Below are 18,130 nucleotides of genomic sequence, written 5' to 3' on the forward strand. Positions count from 1 at the left end.
GGGTGAAGTTGCACGGCGACCATTTTGCCCAGGCGCTGGCCGAGGCCCAGCGCCTGGCGGCGCAGGGGGCGACCTTTGTGCCGCCTTACGATGACCCGGAGGTGATCGCAGGCCAAGGCACGGTGGCCGTGGAAGTGTTGCGCCAACACCCCGGCGAGCTGCACGCGATCTTCGTGCCGGTCGGTGGCGGTGGGCTGATCGCCGGGGTGGCGGCTTATGTGAAGTACCTGCGCCCACAGGTGAAGGTCATCGGTGTGGAGCCGGCCGACTCCAACTGCCTGCAAGCCGCGCTGCGGGCCGGGGAACGAGTGGTGCTGCCACAGGTTGGTAGCTTCGCCGACGGGGTGGCCGTGGCCCAGGTGGGTGAGCATTGCTTCGAGGTGTGCCAAGTGGCAGTGGACGAGGTGATCACCGTTAGCAATGATGAGCTGTGCGCGGCCATCAAGGATATCTACGACGATGCGCGCGCGATCTGCGAGCCCTCTGGCGCCCTGGCGGTGGCCGGTATCAAACGTTACGTGGCGTTGCATGGAGTGCGCGGGCAAACACTGGTGGCGATCAACTCTGGCGCCAACGTAAATTTCGACCGCTTGCGGCACGTGGCCGAACGCGCCGAACTGGGCGAGCAGCGCGAAGCGATCATTGCGGTGACCGTGCCGGAGCGCCCCGGCAGTTTCCGCCTATTTTGCCAGGCCCTAGGCCGCCGCCAGGTTACCGAGTTCAATTACCGCTACAACGACCCGCACCACGCCCAACTGTTCGTCGGCGTGCAAACCGACCCCCATGCGGGCAGCCGGGCCAGCGTGCTCGCCGCCCTGGCCGAGCACGGCTTCGACGTGCTAGACCTGACCGACAACGAATTGGCCAAATTGCATATACGCCATACCGTTGGCGGGCATGCGGCAAACCTGGCTGACGAGTTCGTGGCGCGTTTTGAGTTCCCCGAACGCCCTGGCGCCTTGTTGGCGTTTCTCGAACGCCTGGGCCAACGCTGGAACATCAGCATGTTCCACTACCGCAACCACGGTTCGGCCGAGGCCCGGGTATTCGCCGCCTTGCAGGTGGGCGCCGCCGAGCGGGACCAGGTTGCGCCCTGGCTCGCCGGCTTGGGTTGCCGCTGGTGGGATGAAAACGCCAACCCGGCGTATCAATTGTTTCTCGCTGGTTGAAAAAGCCTGTCAAAAGCTGCTGTGCAACTGGTTGAGCACCGTTTGCGCCATCGGCCCGGCCGGGCTCACCACGGCATAGTTGAAGCCCGGCCCCGACCAATAAGCAGCTTGCAACTCGCCGTCCTGGCGGCTGCCGGGTGGCAGCATCTTGTGGTTCGGCCCAGGCGGGCGGATGTAAAAGCTCACCTTTTGGCCGTCGGCGTTCTGATACACGACCATGGCCGCCGCGCCCTGCTCAGTGCTCAACAGGCGGGCCGCCACCGGTTCAAAACCGGCTTGGCGCAGGTCCGGCAGCCGCTGGGCCGCACTGAACCAGCGGTCTAGCCAGCCTTGCAGGGTGCCACGGTCGGCCACCTGCAGGTCTGCCGGTAACATGCCCTGCTGGGCGAACAATCGGTACGCCTGCAGCGCATCGCCCATCGGGGCAGGGGTAACGCTTTGCCAACCGCGCAGTTGCCAACCCCCCAGTGAACCCAGCGCCACCGCCACGGCCAAGCCGGCAGCGCGCGCCAGGGATTGGCGGCGCCGTTGGTGCAACTGCTGGCGAATGGCCGTTGGGTCTAGCACGGGGTTTGGCGGTGGGGTCAGTGCACCGCTCATGGCCGCGCGCAACTGCTGGGCGTCGTGTAACTGTGCGCGCAGGCGGCGGGCTTGGTCCGGGTTCTGCCCCAACCAGGCGTCCAAGCGCTGGCGATCGGTAGGCGGCAGGCGATCATCCAGCCAGGCATTGAAGTCGTGATCATTTGGCGGCAGGTTGATCATTTGAGTATCCGCAAGCGGGGCTTGGTGACTTCCCCTTCGCTCAGGTCGCGCAGGGCTTGGCGGGCGCGGGACAGTCGTGACATCACGGTGCCTATCGGCACATCGAACATCATCGCTACCTCCTTGTAGCTCAGCCCTTCGACACTAACGGCCAGCAGCAGCGCCCGTTGTTCGCCGCTGAGCCGTTCGAAGGCCCCCAGGCTGTGCTGGGCCAGCACGCTGCGTTCGGTGGAAGGCTGAACGTCGTCTTCGCGGCCACGGCCAAACAGCTCGAGCATGCGTGTATAGCGGCGCGCGCTGCGGTGCTGGTCGACGAAGCGGCGGTAGAGAATGGCAAACAGCCAGGCGCGCAGGTCGCCCTCAGGGCGTTTGCTCTCCAGGCGCGTCAAGGCGCGTTCCAAGGTGGCTTGAACCAGGTCGTCGGCGCTGCTTTGCTCGCGGGTCAGCGACAGGGCAAAACGCCGCAGGCGAGGCAGTATTTCTCGTAATTGTTCGTCGAAGTCGTTCATAGGTGCACCCGATGCTCGAACTGGCCAGACGCTGCTCAAGGCAGATTATTCCCTGAAGCAAAACTTTCAGCTAGCGCGGAATACCCCTTCCTGGCCAGCCGTCCATGACGTAAAGACCAAAATAGCCCTTGAGGAATTCCCATGACTGAGCCCTTGCCTGCGCCGGCCCTGATCTTGCGCTTGGCTTTGATCGCCTTGCCGGTGGTGGTGTTGGCCGCGGGGCTTGCCTATGTGCATGGCCTGTTCGACCCCGGGCGGCTCACCCCGGCGTTGTTCGTCGATACCTTGCAGGCCAATAATGGTGTGTATGCCGGTTACCGCCGTAACCACGCCAAAGGTGTGTGCGTGACCGGCTGGTTCGACAGCAACGGGCAGCTCCAAGGTGTGTCGCGCGCTGCGCTGTTCGCCCCTGGGCGCACGCCGGTGGTAGGCCGCTTCGCTTTGCCCAGCGGCAACCCCTATGCGCCGGACAGCAGTGTACCCATCCGCAGCTTCGCCCTGCGGTTTACCCAGGCTGACGGCCAGCAATGGCGCACCGGCATGAACAGCATGCCAGTGTTTGCCGTGGGCACCCCGCAGGCGTTCTTTGCCATGCTCAAAGCCGGCTCGCCGGACCCGGCCACCGGTAAGCCGAACCCCGATACGCTGAAGGCATTCTTCGCCAGCCACCCGGAAACCGCAGGGTTTTTGGCCTGGGTAAAAACGGCCCACCCCTCGGCCAGCTACGCCACCGAGCGTTACGACGGGCTGAACGCCTTTTACGTGGTCGACACCGGCGGCAAGCGCGCGGCGGTACGCTGGCGGGTGACCCCGTTGGGTCAGCAGGCCCAGGCCAGCCAAGGGGAAGGTAGCGATTACCTGGCACAGGACCTTGAGCAACGTTTGGCGGTGGGCCCCTTGCGCTGGCGCCTGGAAGTCGCATTCGCCGCGCCGGCCGACCCTACTGACGATGCCAGCAAGGCATGGCCGGCCGAACGGCGCACGGTGGTCGCCGGCACCGTGGTGCTGAACAAGGCCTTGGCGCAAAACGAGGGCCCCTGCCGCGATATCAACTACGACCCCCTGGTACTACCCGACGGTATCCAGGCCTCGGCTGACCCGCTGCTACCGGCGCGGTCGGCCGCCTATGCCGATTCCTACCTGCGCCGTACCCGTGAAGTTGGCGCGCTGCACGCACACCCCGAGGCCCGGCCATGAAACTTGTACCACAACATTTCGCCCCGCTGGCGCGCGGGCTGCACTGGGCAATGGCGGTAATGCTGTTGGCGATGCTGTTCATCGGGGCCGGTATGGTGGCGTCGGTTTCCGAGCGCCATGTATGGCTGCTCAATGTGCACAAACCGTTGGGGATCGCGCTGTTGGCGTTGGCAGTGGTGCGTTTGTGCGTGCGGCTGGGCACCCGCCAGCCGCCGCTGCCCGCCGATCTGCCGATGCCGCAGGCCCTGGCGGCCAAGTGCTCCCATGGGCTGTTGTATGCCTTGATGCTGATATTGCCGGTGCTGGGTTGGGCAATGGTCAGTGCCGCCGGCGACCCGGTAACCCTGGCCCCGGGGGTGCAACTGCCGGCGTTGCTGGCCGCGAACGCCGGCACGTTCGCGCTGCTGCGCAAAACCCATGGTTACCTGGCCTACCTGTTGTTCCTGACCGTGCTGTTGCATCTGGCGGCGGCGTTGTACCATGGCCTCATCCGCCGCGACGGGGTGCTGCGCAGCATGGCCAGCGGGCGCTGATTGGCCCGTTCGTGCCGCGCCCTCGTCGGCGTGCCAGGTATTATGCCCGCAAGGCGCCCGCCATCTTGGCCAGTACGATGAGCACGGCCTTGCCCAGTTGTGCCGAGCGCTGGCCGTTCCAGCCCGTGGCGGGCGCAGGGTTGTCGTCATGGTCCTTGAAAGGCATTTCCAGGGTCAGCGACAGGCAATCGAAGCGCTGGCCCACCGCGTTGCAGGCCAGCGCCATGTTCGCCCGGCCCGGGGCGCTGCGTGGGTAGCCACGGGTTTGCTGAAAGTCGGGTGTTTGTGCACACAGCAGGTCGCGAAACTGCTGTTCGAGTCGTGCGATGCGTGGGGTGTAGCCGGGGTTGCCCTCGCAGGCAGCGGTGAATACATGGGGGATTTCTTCATCACCGTGCACGTCGATGAAAGCATCGACGCCGATGGCTTGCATCTGCTCGAAGGCGAAGTGCGCTTCCGGGGCCTGCATTGGAGCTTGCTGCTGCCAGGCACGGTTGAGGTCTTGGCCGAAGCTATTGGTGCGCAGGTGCCCGTGGAAGGCACCATCCGGGTTCATGTTAGGTATCAGGTACAGGTTAGCGTGTTTGAGCAACCCCTGCAGGGCCGGTGCGCCACTGAGCAGGTAGTCGATGGCCCCTTCCATGAACCATTCGGCCATGTGCTCGCCAGGGTGTTGCTGTGCGATCAACCATAGCTTGCGCTTATGCGCGGCGCCATCGCCGGCCTGCAGTAATTCAATATCGCGGCCTTCGCCGCTGCGGCCCCGGGCAATGCACTGCAGCCCGCCCGTCAGCGCGCGGCCGATGAGCCGCGCGTGGCGCTCGCGGCTGTAGGGTTCGAAGTAAGCCACGCGCAGGCGCGGGCCGGGCGCGTGGAGGCTAAAGCTCAGCGCCTGGCCGTCGAACTGGCTGGGCACCCGGAACCACTGTTCGCCGTCTTCACTGGCCACCGCGTTATAGCCTGCCCACGCCCGGTTATAGGAAGAGCGGCCGGCGTTTTCCAGGCGAAAATGGTAGGGTTGGCCAGGCACCAAACCCGTGGCTTCGAAATGAAACCACTGGAAATGACCGCTCTGCCGGTCGGGGCGGATGGCCAAGCGAATCGCACCTGGGTCGGTGGCGTCCAGCACCTGAATATTGCCGCTGTCGAACTCGGCACCGATGGTCACTGCCATAAAACGGTTCTCGTCACTTCGAAAACCGCCACTGTACACCCACCGCCATGGCGCAGCGGGCCTTATTGAAGGGTGAGTAGCCCCAGCACCAACACGGCGAGCAAGCCGGCCAGGCAATGGCGAAACGAGGCCCGGCGCATGCGCTGAAGGTCGTGTGCCCCGGCGGCCATGGCGTGGGCAGGGCCCGACAGGCTTCGCCAATGCAGTTCGGTTTGGTGGAAGGCATGCAGATGCCGCGCGTCGGCGTCCAGCCAACGGCGGAAATCGATGCGTGCGCTGGCGGTCATGCTCGGGCTTTGCAGCCGCACATACCACTGTGTAGCAATGGGCGAACCCAGGTTGCCTCGCGTAGCTTCAAGTACGGTGATCAGGTCTTGTTCGACCCGCTCCAGGGGGATGCCCAACTGCGTGGCGATTTGGGTATAGCTACATTCATCGAGCCGGCTGAGCAGAAAGGCCTGGCGGCAACGCCGAGGCAAGCTCGCCAGCGCAGTGGGCACGGCAGGGTTGGCAGGGGCGGCCGGGGCGGTGTGTAGCCAGCGGGTGGCGGAGGGAAATGAACGGGCCAATGTGGGTGCTCCTGCGGGGGTATCCTGGAGTGAGCGTAGACCAATCGAGAATCATTCTCAACAGATATTCAGTCGCTGATCACAAAAAAATGTAGCGAAAAGGGCAATTCTTAGGAGCACCGCATTGGCCCGCCAAGGGTCTTTTGCTAGGATGCGCCCACCGCATATCGCTTCATTTAGCCTGATGAAGACCGTAAAAAAAAGACCCGGCGAAAAGCCGGGTCAATAACCGTGATTAGCCTGATGAGGAAATAAGCTTAAGCCCGACCAAAGGCCTCAGCTTATTGCGCTGGTTTCGCAACCAGCCAGAACGATAATAATCATTATCATTCGCATGTCAAATGCTTTCATCGCATCGGCGTTTTTTGTTACGTCTCCGCCAGTGCATTCCGTTCGTCATTCTCCAGTGCTGTGTCTACCAAGACCTTGGCCAACTCCACCAGGTGTACCACTGATAGGCCGGCGTGGCGTTCGCCGCCGCTGTAGCGATCCGCCGCCTCATAGGCGGTGGCCGTGGCGCAGGCCAGTAGGTGGCTGGCGTGCGCCAACGCCAGCCGGTTGGGGGTGCCAGGCCGAGCCACGAACACGTCGAGCGCGGCGGTGTGTGAGGTGGTGGGGAACATATGAGCGTCCTGCGTACAATGCCGGTGCCTATCATATAGGCCGTCGTAATTGTTTCCACACCTGTAATATTACTGCATGTGTTTGGCAGCGAACGCCTGCGCAGGTAAGGTGCGCGCCATGGACAATTGGATAGCACTGGTCAAACAGCAGATGCGTGTGCAGCGCATCACCCAAGAGAAACTCGCCGAGCGCGTAGGCGCAAGCCAAGGCGCGGTCAACCATTGGCTGGCGGGCCGCCGTGAGCCCGACATCGCTACTATGAACAGGGTGCTGCAGGCCTTGGGGTTGGTTTCGCTCGAGGTCGCGACGGTATTGCGTACCCAGGAGGCGCGTGCCCAATACGGTGCCCCTTTGCCCGAGGGGGCGCTACCGGGTGAGGGTTACCGGTACCCGTGCCTTAGCTGGCAGGAAGCGGCCGCCAGCGGCGAGCGATGCTCGGCGAAGTGGTTGTTCAGCGATTATCGGGCACGCGGGCTTGCCTATTGGCTGCCCGTTAATGGCGACGCCATGACCGCGCCGTTGGGCTGGTCGGTCGCGGCGGGCATGTGGATACTGGTAGACCCAGGGCGGGCCTATGAGCCGGGTTGCCTGGTGGTGGCGCAGCCGAGCCCGGAAGAAGGGCTGATATTCAGGCAATGGGTGGAAGACGCCGGCCTTTGCTACCTGCGGCCACTGAACCCAATGTGGCCGACGCTACAAGTGCCCGAGCACTGCCAAGTGCATGGCGTAGTGGTAGCAGCGGTGGCGAATTTTCTGCCCGGCGGACAGCACTGAGGGGAGCCGAAGCTCCCCTCAAATAGGTGTTGCGTGTGCTCTTTATTATTATACGGACGGGCCTTGGTTATTGTTGTTGGCGTATCCGTTTGGCCGTTAGGCCGGCCCCATTCGGGCCCAAGAGCAAACGTATTTTTTTGAACACTAACCTGCCTTTACCGTGACGTGGACCTAACTCGGCTGCCTAGAGGCAGTTTTGTTTTTTTATGTTCGGTCCGGGGTGACCTACCCCGTCAAGGCACATCGGCTTCAAAAAAATCTGTTGGCTTCGTCTCTGCCGCGGTTGTTCTTGTTATGTCAGAGCCGTTCGTATTGTTTTTAGGGTTGCTACATTTTTTGTTTTTGTTGTGCGAAAGACGAAGCAGAAGCCATGCCAGTTTTTATAAATGTATAGAAAACAATAGGTTGCTTTTTTTGGTAGTGCTGGCCCTGTGGCAAGGTGTCGCATGAGTGTTTCCCTGTTACCCGTTTGCCGGCCAATACAAGCGCCGTGGTAACACTTGGTACGGGCTTTACCAGGGTTACCACGGCCAGCGCAATGGCCGTGTGTCAGTCTAACCACACTTCTACTCGGCGGTTGCGTACGCGCCCTGCCTCGGCGGCATTGTTGGCCACCGGCCGTTCATCCCCAAACCCCATCACCTGGCGTATTACCAGCCCCCGCCTGGCCAGTTCGCGGCGTACCGCCATTGCCCGTAGCCGCGACAGTAAGGCCGCACGGCCTGGCTCGCCTTTGGGGTCGCCAAAGCCCACCAGAACCGTGCGGCCTTGTATTGCTGCAGGGGTGTGTAAAAACGCCAGTAACCGGTCGATGTCGGCCATGGCTTTGTTATCCAGCATGGCGCTGCCCTCAGCGAAGCGAAAAGTTACCGACAACCGTTGCGCCCGCTGCGCCAGCGCGCGGTAAGCGGGCGGCATGCCGGCCACCGGTCGCATGGGCGCTGCCTGTACGGTTTGCGCAACAAAGCCTTGGGCGGCGACGATCGCCTGCCCCTCGGGGCCCTGGGTAAAGGCCAGCAGCGCTTGGGCCCAGGCGTTCGCGCCATACGGCGGCAGGTAGAAGTACAACCGCCGTGACAGCGGGTAATCTTCCATGGCGACCGCCTCCTCGCTGGGTGCGATAGGGGCCGCCGCGCCGTCGGCAATGGCCAGGGCGCGCGCACCGAGCACAAACGCCAGGCCGACAAAACCGATGGCCTGGGGGTCCTGGCTGACCTGTTGGCTGAGTTGTTCGCTCGATTCCAGGCGCACCGCCTGGGCCATCAGTGTGGCCCGGTACGGCAGCAATACCCGCTCTTGGAACGTTTCCCAGGTGCCAGAGCGGGCATCGCGCGCGAACAGGTGGATGGCACCATGGCCTGTACCCAATTGTTCCCAACGGGTAATCTGCCCGGCAAAGACCGCGGCTAATTGCTCGACGGTCAAGGTACGTAGGGGGTTGGCGGGGTGCACGATCACCGCCACGCCATCGATGCCGATCACGTGTTCGGCTTGCGCGCTGCGCATGTCGCCAAGCGATCGCAGGCGTTTGCACTCGGCCGGGTGAATCGGCCGGGATGCCGCGGCAAGGTCAGCGCGGCCATCGGCCAGTGCACTGAAGCCCGTGCTGGAACCGTGCGCCGCCACTTCGAAAGCTAAGGCCAAGCCCGCTGGGCTGGCGGCCATTACCGTTTGTTCATTACCGTTATCCGGCGCCTGTGTGCGCACGGTGACTAGCCCCCTGCGTTCGAGCATGGCGCCAATCAAGGCGGGGACGAGCTTCGCCCCCAAGGTATTGGACCCTTGCACGCGCAGTACCGTGGTGTACCTGGCGGGAACGTGCAGCGTACGGCCAGGGTGGGTCGCGACCAAGTCAGGGTGGGCCGCGAGCAGGCCTGGGTGGCCTGCGCCCAGCAGGGTGCAGAGGCAACCGAACAGCAGCACGGGCCGAAGCTTGGCGGGCATGGCGACACCTTTGGCGAGGGCGATGCCGGCAAACTAATATGCTGGGATGACAACCACATGACCGGGCTTCAGCCCAGCTCCAGCCAAATAGGCGCATGGTCCGAGGGCTTTTCCATGCTGCGCAGGTCGTAGTCCACCCCAGCCGCGCGCAGGCGTGGCAGCAACCCGCTGGAGGTGAGGATCAGGTCGATGCGCAGGCCGCGCTTGGGCGTGTCCTCGAACCCACGGCTGCGGTAGTCGAACCAACTGAAACGGTCTTTCACGCCGGGGTACAGGTGGCGGAAGCTGTCAATCAGCCCCCACTGCTTGAGGCGGGCCATCCATTCGCGCTCTTCGGGCAAGAAACTGCACTTTCCGGCCTTGAGCCAGCGCTTCATGTTGTCTGGGCCAATGCCAATGTCGCAGTCTTCGGGCGAGATGTTCATGTCGCCCATGATCACCAGGGGCTGGGCAGGTTGGTGGGCGGTTTCCAGCAGTGCCTGGAGGTCTTGATAAAAGCGCTGCTTGGCCGGGAACTTGGTGGGGTGGTCGCGGCTTTCCCCTTGCGGAAAGTAGCCGTTCATAATGGTGATCGGTTGGCCGGCGGGGTCTTCGAAGGTGCCGTGGATGAAGCGGCGTTGAGCGTTTTCATCATCGCCAGCAAAACCCTTGTGGATGGCCAACGGCGCCTTGCGCGAGAGCAGGGCGACCCCGTAGTGGCCCTTTTGCCCATGGTAGTGCACGTGATAGCCCAGGGCCTGGATGTCGGCCAGGGGGAACTGCTCGTCGGCCACTTTGGTTTCTTGCAGGCCGATAACATCGGGCTGATGGCTGGCAACCAAGGCCGCCAGTTGATGCGGGCGAGCGCGCAGGCCATTGATATTAAATGACACAATTTTCATAGGCCATGGCCTCCAACAAAAGCGTTCATCCTAGCGAAGCTGGCGAACCGGAGCCAGCCCACGCAAAGCAATGCGCAACGGGTACGTGATAGCATCCGCGCCATGGACCACAAAGGACGAATCATCGGCGCGGCGCTGGGGCTGTTGGCCAGCGCCGCGGCCCACGCACAAAGCGAGTTGCGGGTGTCGGTGGAACCGGCGAACGCAGCGCTGAAATCCAATATCGAAAACTATATCGGCAGCCTCGGCGAGCGCGACGCTCCGGCGCTGGAGCGTTTCAGCGTCAGCGCCGAGGAGCAGGCGCAAAAGGCAGCCCAGGCGCTGGGCTATTACCAGGCGCGCATCAGCAGCACGGTGGCCGGCGGTAAAACGCCCACGTTGAGCTTGCGCGTGGAACCGGGTGAGCCGGTGCGGCTGCGCACAGTAGACATTCACATCGAAGGCCCTGCCGCGCAGATGCGGGCGTTTCAACTACCGGCCGGCACCGTGCTGGCACCGGGGGCGGTGCTCAACCACGGGCACTACGACGATGCCAAGCGGCTGATTCTCAACCAAGCCTCGCGCTATGGTTTCTTCGCCGGGCGCTTTACTGATCAACGCCTGGTGATCGACCCGCATGCCGGGGTGGCGGACATTCACCTGGTCTACCAAAGCGGGCCGCGCTATCGCCTGGGCGATGTGCAGTTTACCGGCGACAGCATTCTGCAACCGTGGTTGTTGCAGCGCATGGTTCCGTTCAAGCCGGGCACCCCCTACGACTCCGAATTGGTCGCAACCTTGAACCGTGACTTGCAAGGCAGCGGCTATTTCGAGAACGTGCGGGTCGACGCCGCACCGCAGGCGGCCGTCGGCCAGCAAATACCCGTGCAGGTCCGGGTCGACAACCGCAAACCACGCACGCTGGGGCTCGGCGGTGGGTTTTCCACCGATGTGGGGCCCCGCGCCAAAGCCAACTGGATGCGCCATTGGGCCAACCCACAAGGCCATAGCTACGGCGCCGAGTTGGAACTCTCCGCGCCGAAGCAGAACGTAGGGTTGTGGTACGACGTGCCGCTGGACCCGCCGCTGACCGACAAGCTGCGCTATGCCGCCGGCTACCAGTACGAAGAAATTGCCGATACCGATAGCCTGAGCAAACTATTGACCCTCGGGCCCGAGTGGCACAGCAAATTACCCAGCGGCTGGACACGGGTGATCTCGCTGAAGTGGCAACGCGAAGAATACCGCCTGGGGGACGATCGTGGCCTATCGAACCTGCTGATGCCCGGCATCAGTTATGGCTACCTGCACAGCGACAACCGAGTAGACCCACACAATGGTTACCGCCTTCAGTTCCAGACCCAAGCGGCCATGGAAGGCCTGTTGTCTGATGCCAACCTGGTGCGCAGCGATATCCAGCTCAAGGGCCTGAAAACCCTGTGGGCCAAGCACCGCTTTCTCGGCCGGGTGGAGGTCGGCGGCAGCCTCACCAACGGGTACAAGGCTATTCCACCGTCGTTGCGGTTCTTCGCCGGTGGCGACCAGAGCGTGCGGGGTTATGAGTACCAAGGCTTGTCGCCAGAAAACGGTGACGGGGACCGGATCGGTGGGCGCTACATGGTCGCCGGCAGCCTGGAGTATCAGTACCAGTTCGCCGAAAAATGGCGCTGGGCAACGTTCATAGACCAAGGCAACGCCTTCAATAATCTCGACCTACCTAGCCTTAAAACGGGCATAGGCATGGGCATTCGCTGGGTATCGCCGGTAGGGCCGATCCGCGTTGACCTGGCCCATGCGCTCGACGACGGCGGTGGCATTCGGCTGCACTTTTCCATGGGGCCTGAATTGTGACGCGCGCGTTCAAGTTGGCCACCGCCACGCTGGCGGGGCTGTTATTGCTGTTGGCCCTGGTGCTGTACGGGGTATTGGGCACCGCGCCGGGGGGGCGTTGGCTGTTGGCTCAACTGCCCGGCCTTAGCGTCGACGGCTTTGAGGGCCACCTGGGTGGGCAGTGGCAAGCGACACGGCTGCACTGGCAACAGGGCGACCACTGGTTGCACGCCGAACAACCCCGCTTGGTGTGGTCTAGCGGTTGCTTGCTGCGGTTGGCGCTGTGTGTCGAACAGTTGCAGGTGGCCAGCCTCGACATGGACTTCAGCGCGGGTAGGGCCAGTGCGTCGAGCGGGCCGGTGCAATTGCCGGCGCTGGCATTGCCGGTGACCGTTGAATTGGCCGGTGTGCAAGTGGCGAGCCTGCGTTACGCCGGCACCGAAATGGCCAGCGACCTGCATTTGGTCGGGCGTTGGGATGCAGCAGGCATCGACATCTCGGCCTTGCACGCGCGCCGTGACACCTTGGCGCTAGACCTGGCCGGCAGCGTGCAGCCCGAAGGCGCTTGGCCAATGGCCGCCGAGGCGCGGCTGCAACTGCCCGCAATCAACGGCCAGCCTTGGCAACTGGCGCTGACCGCCAAGGGCGAATTGCAGGGCGAGGTGGCCCTACAGGGCAACAGCCAGGGTTACCTGCCCGCCACGCTGCAGGGAAGCCTTGCGCCCCTGGCCGAACACCTGCCGGCCCGCCTCGAGATCGATGTCGAACACTTTCTGGCCGCCCCTGGCCTGCCGCCCACGCTGCGGCTCGACGGGCTGCACCTGGCTGCCCAAGGCGACCTGCAGGCCGGCTATGCGATCGACGGCCACGCCAGCTTGCCGGCGCAGCAGGGCGACATGGCCCTGCGGCTGGCAGGGCAGGTGACCGCTGAGGGCGCCCAGATCGGCACCTTGAACCTTGCGGGCGATGCTGACCAGCGCCTGGCCCTGCAAGGCTCGCTCGACTGGCGGGAGGGCCTGGCCGCCGAGGCCAGCCTTGACTGGCAGCAGTTTCCTTGGCGCAGGCTTTACCCGCAGGCCGAGGCGCCGCCGGTGGTGATCGACACGCTCAAGGCCCAGGCCAGCTATCGCGATGGCAAATACCTGGGCAACCTCGATGCGGCGTTCACCGGGCCGGCGGGCGCTTTTACGCTGGTGACGCCTTTCAGCGGCGACCTGCGCGAGGTTTTTTTGCCGCAATTGCAGCTTAAGGCCGGGCAGGGCGAGGCCAGCGGCCAGTTGCAGGTCGGCTTCGCCGACGGCGTGAGCTGGAAGGCCGCATTGGAAGTGGCGCGGCTAGACCCAGGCTATTGGCTGGCGCAGCTGCCCGGGCACCTGGGCGGTACACTAAACAGCCAGGGGCAATGGCGCCAAGGCGCCCTGGGCCTGACTGCCCTGCTGGACGTGAAAGGCCAACTGCGCGGGCAGCCAGCGCTGCTGCAAGCCAATGCCACCGGCCAGGGCGAGCGCTGGCAATTGGCGGCGCTGGATCTGCGCCTGGGCGCCAACCGTATCCAGGGCCAGGGCCAGCTAGACGGTGACCTGAAGGGGCGGCTAATGTTGGCCATGCCACACCTGGAGCAGTTGTGGCCCGGGCTGCAGGGCCAGGCCAACGGCCAGCTCGACTTGGCCGGTAGCCTCGATGCGCCACAGGGCCAACTGCGGCTAAACGGCAGCCAATGGCGCTACCAGCGCGCCGGCATTCAAACGCTGAACCTCCGCGCCTCGCTAGATTCGGCCCAACGCGGCCAATTGGCCTTGGCCGCCAGCGGCCTGCATACGGCTGGTACCGCGCTGGGTACGCTGGCTGTGCAAGGCCAGGGTGACCGCCAGCGGCAAGCGCTCGGGCTCAAGCTCGATGGCCCCCAGCTGTGGGTAGACGTAGGCTTGGACGGTACCTGGGCCAACGGTGCCTGGAAGGGCCGGCTAGCGCGCGGCCAGGTGCGCGGTGGTGGCCAGGCTTGGCAATTGCAGGCACCCGCGGCGTTGCAGCGCCTGGCCAGCGGGCAAATCGACTTCGGCGCCCATTGCTGGCGCTCCGGCGCCGCCAGCCTGTGCGGCGAAAACCAGCGCTTGGCGCCGCAGCCGCGGCTTCGGTATCACCTGAAGGCGTTTCCCCTTGCAAGCCTGGCGGCTTGGTTGCCGCCGGATTTCGCCTGGGAGGGCGAACTGAACGCCGATGTAGCGGTGGACCTGCCTGCCAGCGGGCCAGCCGGGCAGGTTAGCGTGGATGCTGGCGCTGGCACCTTTCGCGTGCGCGATGGGCAGCAGCATTGGGTGGATTTTCCGTACCGCGCCCTGCGCCTCGACAGCCGCCTTACCCCCAGGCTAGTGGATAGCCGCCTACAGTTGGAAGGGCAGCAGTTGGGCCAGTTGCACGTCGAGGCGCAAATCGACCCGCTCGCCGCCGAAAAGCCCTTGGCGGGGCAGTTCCAACTCGAAGGGCTGCAGCTCGCTGTGGCGCGGCCGTTCCTGCCGATGGTCGATACGTTGAGCGGGACCCTGGATGGCAGCGGCCGGTTGGGCGGCACCCTGCAGGCGCCGATGGTTACCGGCCAAGTGCGCTTGAGCGCTGGCCAGGTGGCCGGTGACGCATTGCCAGTGAACCTGAAAAACCTGCAACTGACCGCGGCGATCAGCGGCCAACAGCTGCAACTGGACGGTGGCTGGAGCAGCGGCGCGCAGGGCAGCGCCCAGATCGGCGGGCACGTAGATTGGGCCCGCGGCCTGGCGGTGGACCTGACCCTGCGTGGCGACCACTTGCCGGTGACCGTAGAGCCCTATGCCAACCTTGAAGTGGCCCCCGACCTGCACCTGACGCTAGCCGGCGAGCAACTGGCAGTGGCCGGCAAGGTACTGGTACCTCGCGGTGCCATTACCGTTCGGCAGCTACCGCCTTCGACGGTAAAAGTGTCGAGCGATACGCAGATCGTTGGCCAGCAGGCCGCGCAGGGGCACGCCGCGACTACCGTGGCTATGGACGTGGATGTAGAGGTGGGCCAAGACACACTCACCTTCGACGGCTTCGGCCTGCAGGCGGCGCTGGCCGGCCATGTACATGTGGGTGACAACCTCGATACGCGCGGCGAGCTGGTACTCAACGACGGCCGCTACCGCGCCTATGGCCAGCGCCTCACCTTACGCCGTGCACGGTTATTGTTCGCAGGCCCCATCGACCAGCCTTACCTGGATATCGAGGCGATTCGCCAAACCGACGACGTGATCGCTGGCATCCGGTTGTCGGGCAGCGTCGAGCAGCCCAGTACCGAGGTGTTTTCCGAGCCTGCCATGAGCCAGGAACAGGCTTTATCCTACCTGGTGCTGGGCCGGCCGCTCAGCACCACCGGCGAAGACAACAATATGCTCGCCCAGGCGGCGCTAGGCTTGGGCCTGATCGGCACTTCCGGAACGGCCGGTGAGCTTGCGAAAAACCTCGGTATCAAAGACTTCCAGCTCGATACCGAAGGCTCTGGGGATAAAACCAATGTGGTGGCCAGTGGCAATGTGTCTGACCGGCTCACCCTGCGCTATGGGGTGGGTGTGTTCGAGCCGGCCAACACTGTCGCCCTGCGTTATACCCTGACCAAGCAGTTATACGTGGAGGTGGCCAGCGGGCTGGCCAGCTCATTGGACTTATTCTACAAGCGCGATTTCTGACCTGGCACACAGGCCTGGTCACCCCTCGCCGGGGTCAGCGGTAGGCCGGGGCGCGATCAGGCGGGTGTATTCGTCGATTAGCCGCTGGATGCCTTCGGGTGGCTCGCAGGCTTTGAATGTCAGGCTGATTTGCACCTCGTCGGGGTGGCGCCCGGGCTCGTGGCGAAGCGGGCTGCCGAACGTCACGAAGAACCGTTCGCTGTCCAACTCGCCATTCTCCAGGGCGTTGCTGGCTTCTTCGAGTTGGGTACTGTCGATTTTCACCGACAGGTCGACCCGCATGGTATCCAGCGACAAACCGCGAGGCGCCACTAGGCTGATCAAGGGCACTTGCATGCTATGGCCCGCATCCAGCGCAACTTCGACCATGCGCGCTTTCATCGGTGTTCCCAGCGCTTGCCGGTCGTAGTCGAAGAATTGGTCGAACAGGCGAATGTACTGCTGCGAGACCATGTGGTTAGCGGATGTGGCGGCCTCGTGCAGGCCGCGCGTAACCGCGCGCAGGTCACTGGCGACCGTTGGTTTTTTCCGGAAAAAAAGGCCCACGGGGACTCCTTGTTAGCGGCTACCATCCAGCGCGGGTCAGGGCCGGGCGGCGCAGAGGGGTGGCGGGGTAAAAAGGCACCGGGGTCATGCGCGGGCGGGCTGTGCTTTTGAGCGGGCGGCGGGCAACGGACCTTGCGCGGGCGGGGCGGTGTCGAGCTTGAGCACGCCTTGCTCGGGGAGTGTGTCTGTGTTCACCAAAGCCGCGTTGGCGAACATTAGGGGCTTGCTCGCCGCGCTGGTAAGGGCATCGATCACGCGCATCAGCGCCTCGGGTGGTGCTTGCCGGCGTACCACGGTTTTGACCTGATAACGGGCACGGGTATCGGTTTTACGGGTTTGTTCCTTGGCGTGGGAGACACTGCCTTTAACCGATACGTTGAACGCACCCCAGCCCAATTCGCTGCTCAGCTCGCTGCTGGCGGCGGTCGATCGGGTGTTTTCGGCAAAATGGTCGATGGTCAATTCGAAGTCGATCGTGCCCTCTTCGATGGCGATGTTCGGGTGGGTAACCGCCGCGACCAATGGAATGCGCATCCGCTTTTCGGCTTGGCCTTGGTAAATACCTTGTTCATCGACGATGTTTTCGTCGTAGGTGAACTCTATGGCTACGGCTTTGCCCTGCTGGATACATACGCCCATCAAGAAATCAGCATAGGCCTTGTTGGCGCTCACCTGCGCTTGGATCATGGCGTGCAGCGGCGCGGAGAACACGCGGTCCATGGGCAGCGAGTGGAGCACCGAGCCGATCAGGTCCTTGTCTATCATTACGCAATTCCTTTTTATACGGTTAAGGTCAGGCCTCTAGGCGCCGGATATTGCCGATCTGGCGCAGGCTTAACCCATACTTATGGGCCAGTGCGGTGCGTGAATGGCCCTGGTCAGACTCTTCGAGTATTTGCTGGTTGCGCAATTGCCGGAAGAAGTGGTCAGGCTTGGGGATTTCCAGCGCCGCACCGGCAAAGCGGCTGATCAGCGCCTTGAGCGTGTCGGCCGGTATCAACTGCGCCAAGCGCGTGCGCCCAGCATGCTTGGGAATGTATTTGGGGCAACCGCCGAACAGGCAGGTCAGGCGGTAGGCTTGTTCGACGCCGACACAATCGATCAGTAACTGCAAGGAATGGGGCAGTTGCGACACGTCGATTCGCTTCAGTTGGCTCGCATCCATGAGAGTTTCCTTGTTTCCGGGGCAACGATTCGTGGGGTCGATGATGCCCCTGGGCAGGCGTGTTGATGCAGGTCAAAAAGCGCCGGCGGTTATGAGGAATCGCCCCTCGTTGGCGTAGGAAATTTCCCTGCTTTTGCGTCGCCGCGATCCCTTAGCACGGCGTGATTTCAAGCAACCTGGCCTGTTCCAGCGCTGTACCGTCCTGGGGCGCGGCATGCGTTTCTACACCTCGCCAATCCACCATGATGCAGATAGCAGTCAGCACCTGGCCATTGGCCGCGCCGACGGTCAATGGGGCAAATTCTCGCCGCGAGTGGGTATGGCCGGGTGGATGGCGGGTGATGCTATCGGGGGTTTGCAGCGTTTGCCGGGCCGCCAGCGAGAGGTGCGTATGGGCCAAGGTAAAACGCAAGCCGGGGCCTGAGGGGGCGAACAGCCCGGCGCGGCGGCTAGCTTGCCATAACAGTTGCCATTGGGTTTGGCTCGCCGCCTTGGCCAGCGTGTGGCTGTACTGGCGAAGCCGCTGTTCGTCGAGCTGGGTAATGTCCAACGCGTAGGCTGGGCCCACGGCAAAGGTGGCCATGGCCAGGAGGGGAAGCAGTAGGGGGGTCATGCAGGTGCCCTGGCTGTGCGGGGAAAAACTGAAGCATCCATGCCTCACAGCGCGAGGGCAAAAGGGAAGCCCGACCCTACGGCAGGGCTTACGCCTTATTCAGCGGGACTGGCTGAAGCCTGGGCCACCACCGCCGCCGCCCGGGCCACCGCCACCACCGCCCGGG

General features: G+C 63.7%; 17 protein-coding genes. 6 read left to right on the plus strand and 11 right to left on the minus strand.

Features of this window, described 5'->3' with window-relative positions:
- Positions 1 to 1,169, plus strand: a 1,169-nt coding sequence (gene ilvA, locus HAQ05_RS26195) for a threonine ammonia-lyase, biosynthetic (RefSeq protein ID WP_190426810.1), incomplete at its 5' end; no start/stop codon positions are given.
- A gap of 9 nt (positions 1,170 to 1,178) precedes the next feature.
- On the opposite strand, the gene HAQ05_RS26200 is transcribed toward ilvA, so the two are convergent.
- A complete protein-coding gene (locus HAQ05_RS26200; RefSeq protein ID WP_190426813.1) occupies positions 1,179 to 1,931 on the minus strand; it encodes an anti-sigma factor family protein in 753 nt (250 codons plus the stop codon).
- Complete coding sequence (locus HAQ05_RS26205) at positions 1,928 to 2,440, minus strand: sigma-70 family RNA polymerase sigma factor (RefSeq protein ID WP_190426815.1); 513 nt, start codon at positions 2,438 to 2,440, stop codon at positions 1,928 to 1,930. The genes HAQ05_RS26200 and HAQ05_RS26205 overlap by 4 nt, the downstream gene beginning before the upstream one ends.
- Positions 2,441 to 2,581: 141 nt before the next feature.
- Between HAQ05_RS26205 and HAQ05_RS26210 the strand changes: the two genes are divergently transcribed.
- Positions 2,582 to 3,637, plus strand: a complete 1,056-nt coding sequence (locus tag HAQ05_RS26210) for a catalase family peroxidase (RefSeq protein WP_190426818.1) — start codon at positions 2,582 to 2,584, stop codon at positions 3,635 to 3,637.
- On the plus strand, positions 3,634 to 4,170 hold the full coding sequence (locus HAQ05_RS26215; protein WP_190426821.1) for a cytochrome b: 537 nt from the start codon (positions 3,634 to 3,636) through the stop codon (positions 4,168 to 4,170). The genes HAQ05_RS26210 and HAQ05_RS26215 overlap by 4 nt, the downstream gene beginning before the upstream one ends.
- A 40-nt stretch (positions 4,171 to 4,210) precedes the next feature.
- Here the strand turns inward: HAQ05_RS26215 and HAQ05_RS26220 are convergent, their stop codons facing one another.
- From HAQ05_RS26220 to HAQ05_RS26230, 3 genes are all read right to left on the minus strand, one after another.
- Positions 4,211 to 5,344, minus strand: a complete 1,134-nt coding sequence (locus HAQ05_RS26220; RefSeq protein WP_190426822.1) for a M14 family metallopeptidase — start codon at positions 5,342 to 5,344, stop codon at positions 4,211 to 4,213.
- Between the two features lie 62 nt (positions 5,345 to 5,406).
- Positions 5,407 to 5,913, minus strand: a complete 507-nt coding sequence (locus HAQ05_RS26225; protein ID WP_238936597.1) for a sigma factor-like helix-turn-helix DNA-binding protein — start codon at positions 5,911 to 5,913, stop codon at positions 5,407 to 5,409.
- 368 nt (positions 5,914 to 6,281) lie between these two features.
- Positions 6,282 to 6,536, minus strand: coding sequence for a DUF6124 family protein (locus HAQ05_RS26230; RefSeq protein ID WP_190426825.1), 255 nt, complete (start codon positions 6,534 to 6,536; stop codon positions 6,282 to 6,284).
- A 118-nt stretch (positions 6,537 to 6,654) separates the two neighbouring features.
- Between HAQ05_RS26230 and HAQ05_RS26235 the strand changes: the two genes are divergently transcribed.
- Positions 6,655 to 7,311, plus strand: coding sequence for a LexA family protein (locus tag HAQ05_RS26235; protein ID WP_190426827.1), 657 nt, complete (start codon positions 6,655 to 6,657; stop codon positions 7,309 to 7,311).
- A 549-nt stretch (positions 7,312 to 7,860) separates the two neighbouring features.
- On the opposite strand, the gene HAQ05_RS26240 is transcribed toward HAQ05_RS26235, so the two are convergent.
- The gene (locus HAQ05_RS26240; protein ID WP_190426829.1) at positions 7,861 to 9,255 is read right to left on the minus strand and encodes a substrate-binding domain-containing protein; all 1,395 of its coding nucleotides are present in this window, start codon (positions 9,253 to 9,255) and stop codon (positions 7,861 to 7,863) included.
- 68 nt (positions 9,256 to 9,323) lie between these two features.
- Complete coding sequence (gene xthA / locus HAQ05_RS26245; RefSeq protein WP_190426831.1) at positions 9,324 to 10,136, minus strand: exodeoxyribonuclease III; 813 nt, start codon at positions 10,134 to 10,136, stop codon at positions 9,324 to 9,326.
- Positions 10,137 to 10,238: 102 nt separating this feature from the next.
- Here xthA and HAQ05_RS26250 point away from each other — a divergent pair, with 102 nt between their 5' ends.
- Both HAQ05_RS26250 and HAQ05_RS26255 read left to right on the plus strand, forming a co-directional pair.
- Positions 10,239 to 11,966 carry an autotransporter assembly complex protein TamA gene (locus HAQ05_RS26250; RefSeq protein ID WP_190426832.1) on the plus strand — a complete coding sequence of 576 codons (1,728 nt, stop codon included), beginning with the start codon at positions 10,239 to 10,241 and terminating at the stop codon, positions 11,964 to 11,966.
- Entirely contained in the window at positions 11,963 to 15,640 is a 3,678-nt protein-coding gene (locus HAQ05_RS26255; RefSeq protein WP_190426834.1) for a translocation/assembly module TamB domain-containing protein, read from the plus strand. The genes HAQ05_RS26250 and HAQ05_RS26255 overlap by 4 nt, the downstream gene beginning before the upstream one ends.
- Positions 15,641 to 15,658: 18 nt before the next feature.
- On the opposite strand, the gene HAQ05_RS26260 is transcribed toward HAQ05_RS26255, so the two are convergent.
- From HAQ05_RS26260 to HAQ05_RS26275, 4 genes are all read right to left on the minus strand, one after another.
- The gene (locus tag HAQ05_RS26260) at positions 15,659 to 16,186 is read right to left on the minus strand and encodes a DUF2589 domain-containing protein (RefSeq protein WP_190426835.1); all 528 of its coding nucleotides are present in this window, start codon (positions 16,184 to 16,186) and stop codon (positions 15,659 to 15,661) included.
- 84 nt (positions 16,187 to 16,270) lie between these two features.
- Positions 16,271 to 16,951, minus strand: coding sequence for a DUF2589 domain-containing protein (locus tag HAQ05_RS26265; RefSeq protein ID WP_190426838.1), 681 nt, complete (start codon positions 16,949 to 16,951; stop codon positions 16,271 to 16,273).
- Positions 16,952 to 16,979: 28 nt separating this feature from the next.
- Complete coding sequence (locus tag HAQ05_RS26270) at positions 16,980 to 17,351, minus strand: Mor transcription activator family protein (protein ID WP_190426840.1); 372 nt, start codon at positions 17,349 to 17,351, stop codon at positions 16,980 to 16,982.
- Positions 17,352 to 17,502: 151 nt separating this feature from the next.
- The gene (locus HAQ05_RS26275; RefSeq protein ID WP_190426842.1) at positions 17,503 to 17,964 is read right to left on the minus strand and encodes a hypothetical protein; all 462 of its coding nucleotides are present in this window, start codon (positions 17,962 to 17,964) and stop codon (positions 17,503 to 17,505) included.
- Positions 17,965 to 18,130 lie beyond the last annotated feature (166 nt).

It is taken from the genome of Pseudomonas typographi, from assembly GCF_014694385.1.
GTDB lineage: Bacteria > Pseudomonadota > Gammaproteobacteria > Pseudomonadales > Pseudomonadaceae > Aquipseudomonas > Aquipseudomonas typographi.

Excerpts from the sequence above, each read along its gene's own strand:
- HAQ05_RS26200 (WP_190426813.1), bottom strand. The coding sequence starts at position 1,931 with ATGATCAACCTGCCGCCAAATGATCACGACTTCAATGCCTGGCTGGAT.
- HAQ05_RS26205 (WP_190426815.1), bottom strand. The coding sequence starts at position 2,440 with ATGAACGACTTCGACGAACAATTACGAGAAATACTGCCTCGCCTGCGG.
- HAQ05_RS26210 (WP_190426818.1), top strand. The coding sequence starts at position 2,582 with ATGACTGAGCCCTTGCCTGCGCCGGCCCTGATCTTGCGCTTGGCTTTG.
- HAQ05_RS26215 (WP_190426821.1), top strand. The coding sequence starts at position 3,634 with ATGAAACTTGTACCACAACATTTCGCCCCGCTGGCGCGCGGGCTGCAC.
- HAQ05_RS26220 (WP_190426822.1), bottom strand. The coding sequence starts at position 5,344 with ATGGCAGTGACCATCGGTGCCGAGTTCGACAGCGGCAATATTCAGGTG.
- HAQ05_RS26230 (WP_190426825.1), bottom strand. The coding sequence starts at position 6,536 with ATGTTCCCCACCACCTCACACACCGCCGCGCTCGACGTGTTCGTGGCT.
- HAQ05_RS26235 (WP_190426827.1), top strand. The coding sequence starts at position 6,655 with ATGGACAATTGGATAGCACTGGTCAAACAGCAGATGCGTGTGCAGCGC.
- HAQ05_RS26240 (WP_190426829.1), bottom strand. The coding sequence starts at position 9,255 with ATGCCCGCCAAGCTTCGGCCCGTGCTGCTGTTCGGTTGCCTCTGCACC.
- xthA (WP_190426831.1), bottom strand. The coding sequence starts at position 10,136 with ATGAAAATTGTGTCATTTAATATCAATGGCCTGCGCGCTCGCCCGCAT.
- HAQ05_RS26250 (WP_190426832.1), top strand. The coding sequence starts at position 10,239 with ATGGACCACAAAGGACGAATCATCGGCGCGGCGCTGGGGCTGTTGGCC.
- HAQ05_RS26265 (WP_190426838.1), bottom strand. The coding sequence starts at position 16,951 with ATGATAGACAAGGACCTGATCGGCTCGGTGCTCCACTCGCTGCCCATG.
- HAQ05_RS26270 (WP_190426840.1), bottom strand. The coding sequence starts at position 17,351 with ATGGATGCGAGCCAACTGAAGCGAATCGACGTGTCGCAACTGCCCCAT.
- HAQ05_RS26275 (WP_190426842.1), bottom strand. The coding sequence starts at position 17,964 with ATGACCCCCCTACTGCTTCCCCTCCTGGCCATGGCCACCTTTGCCGTG.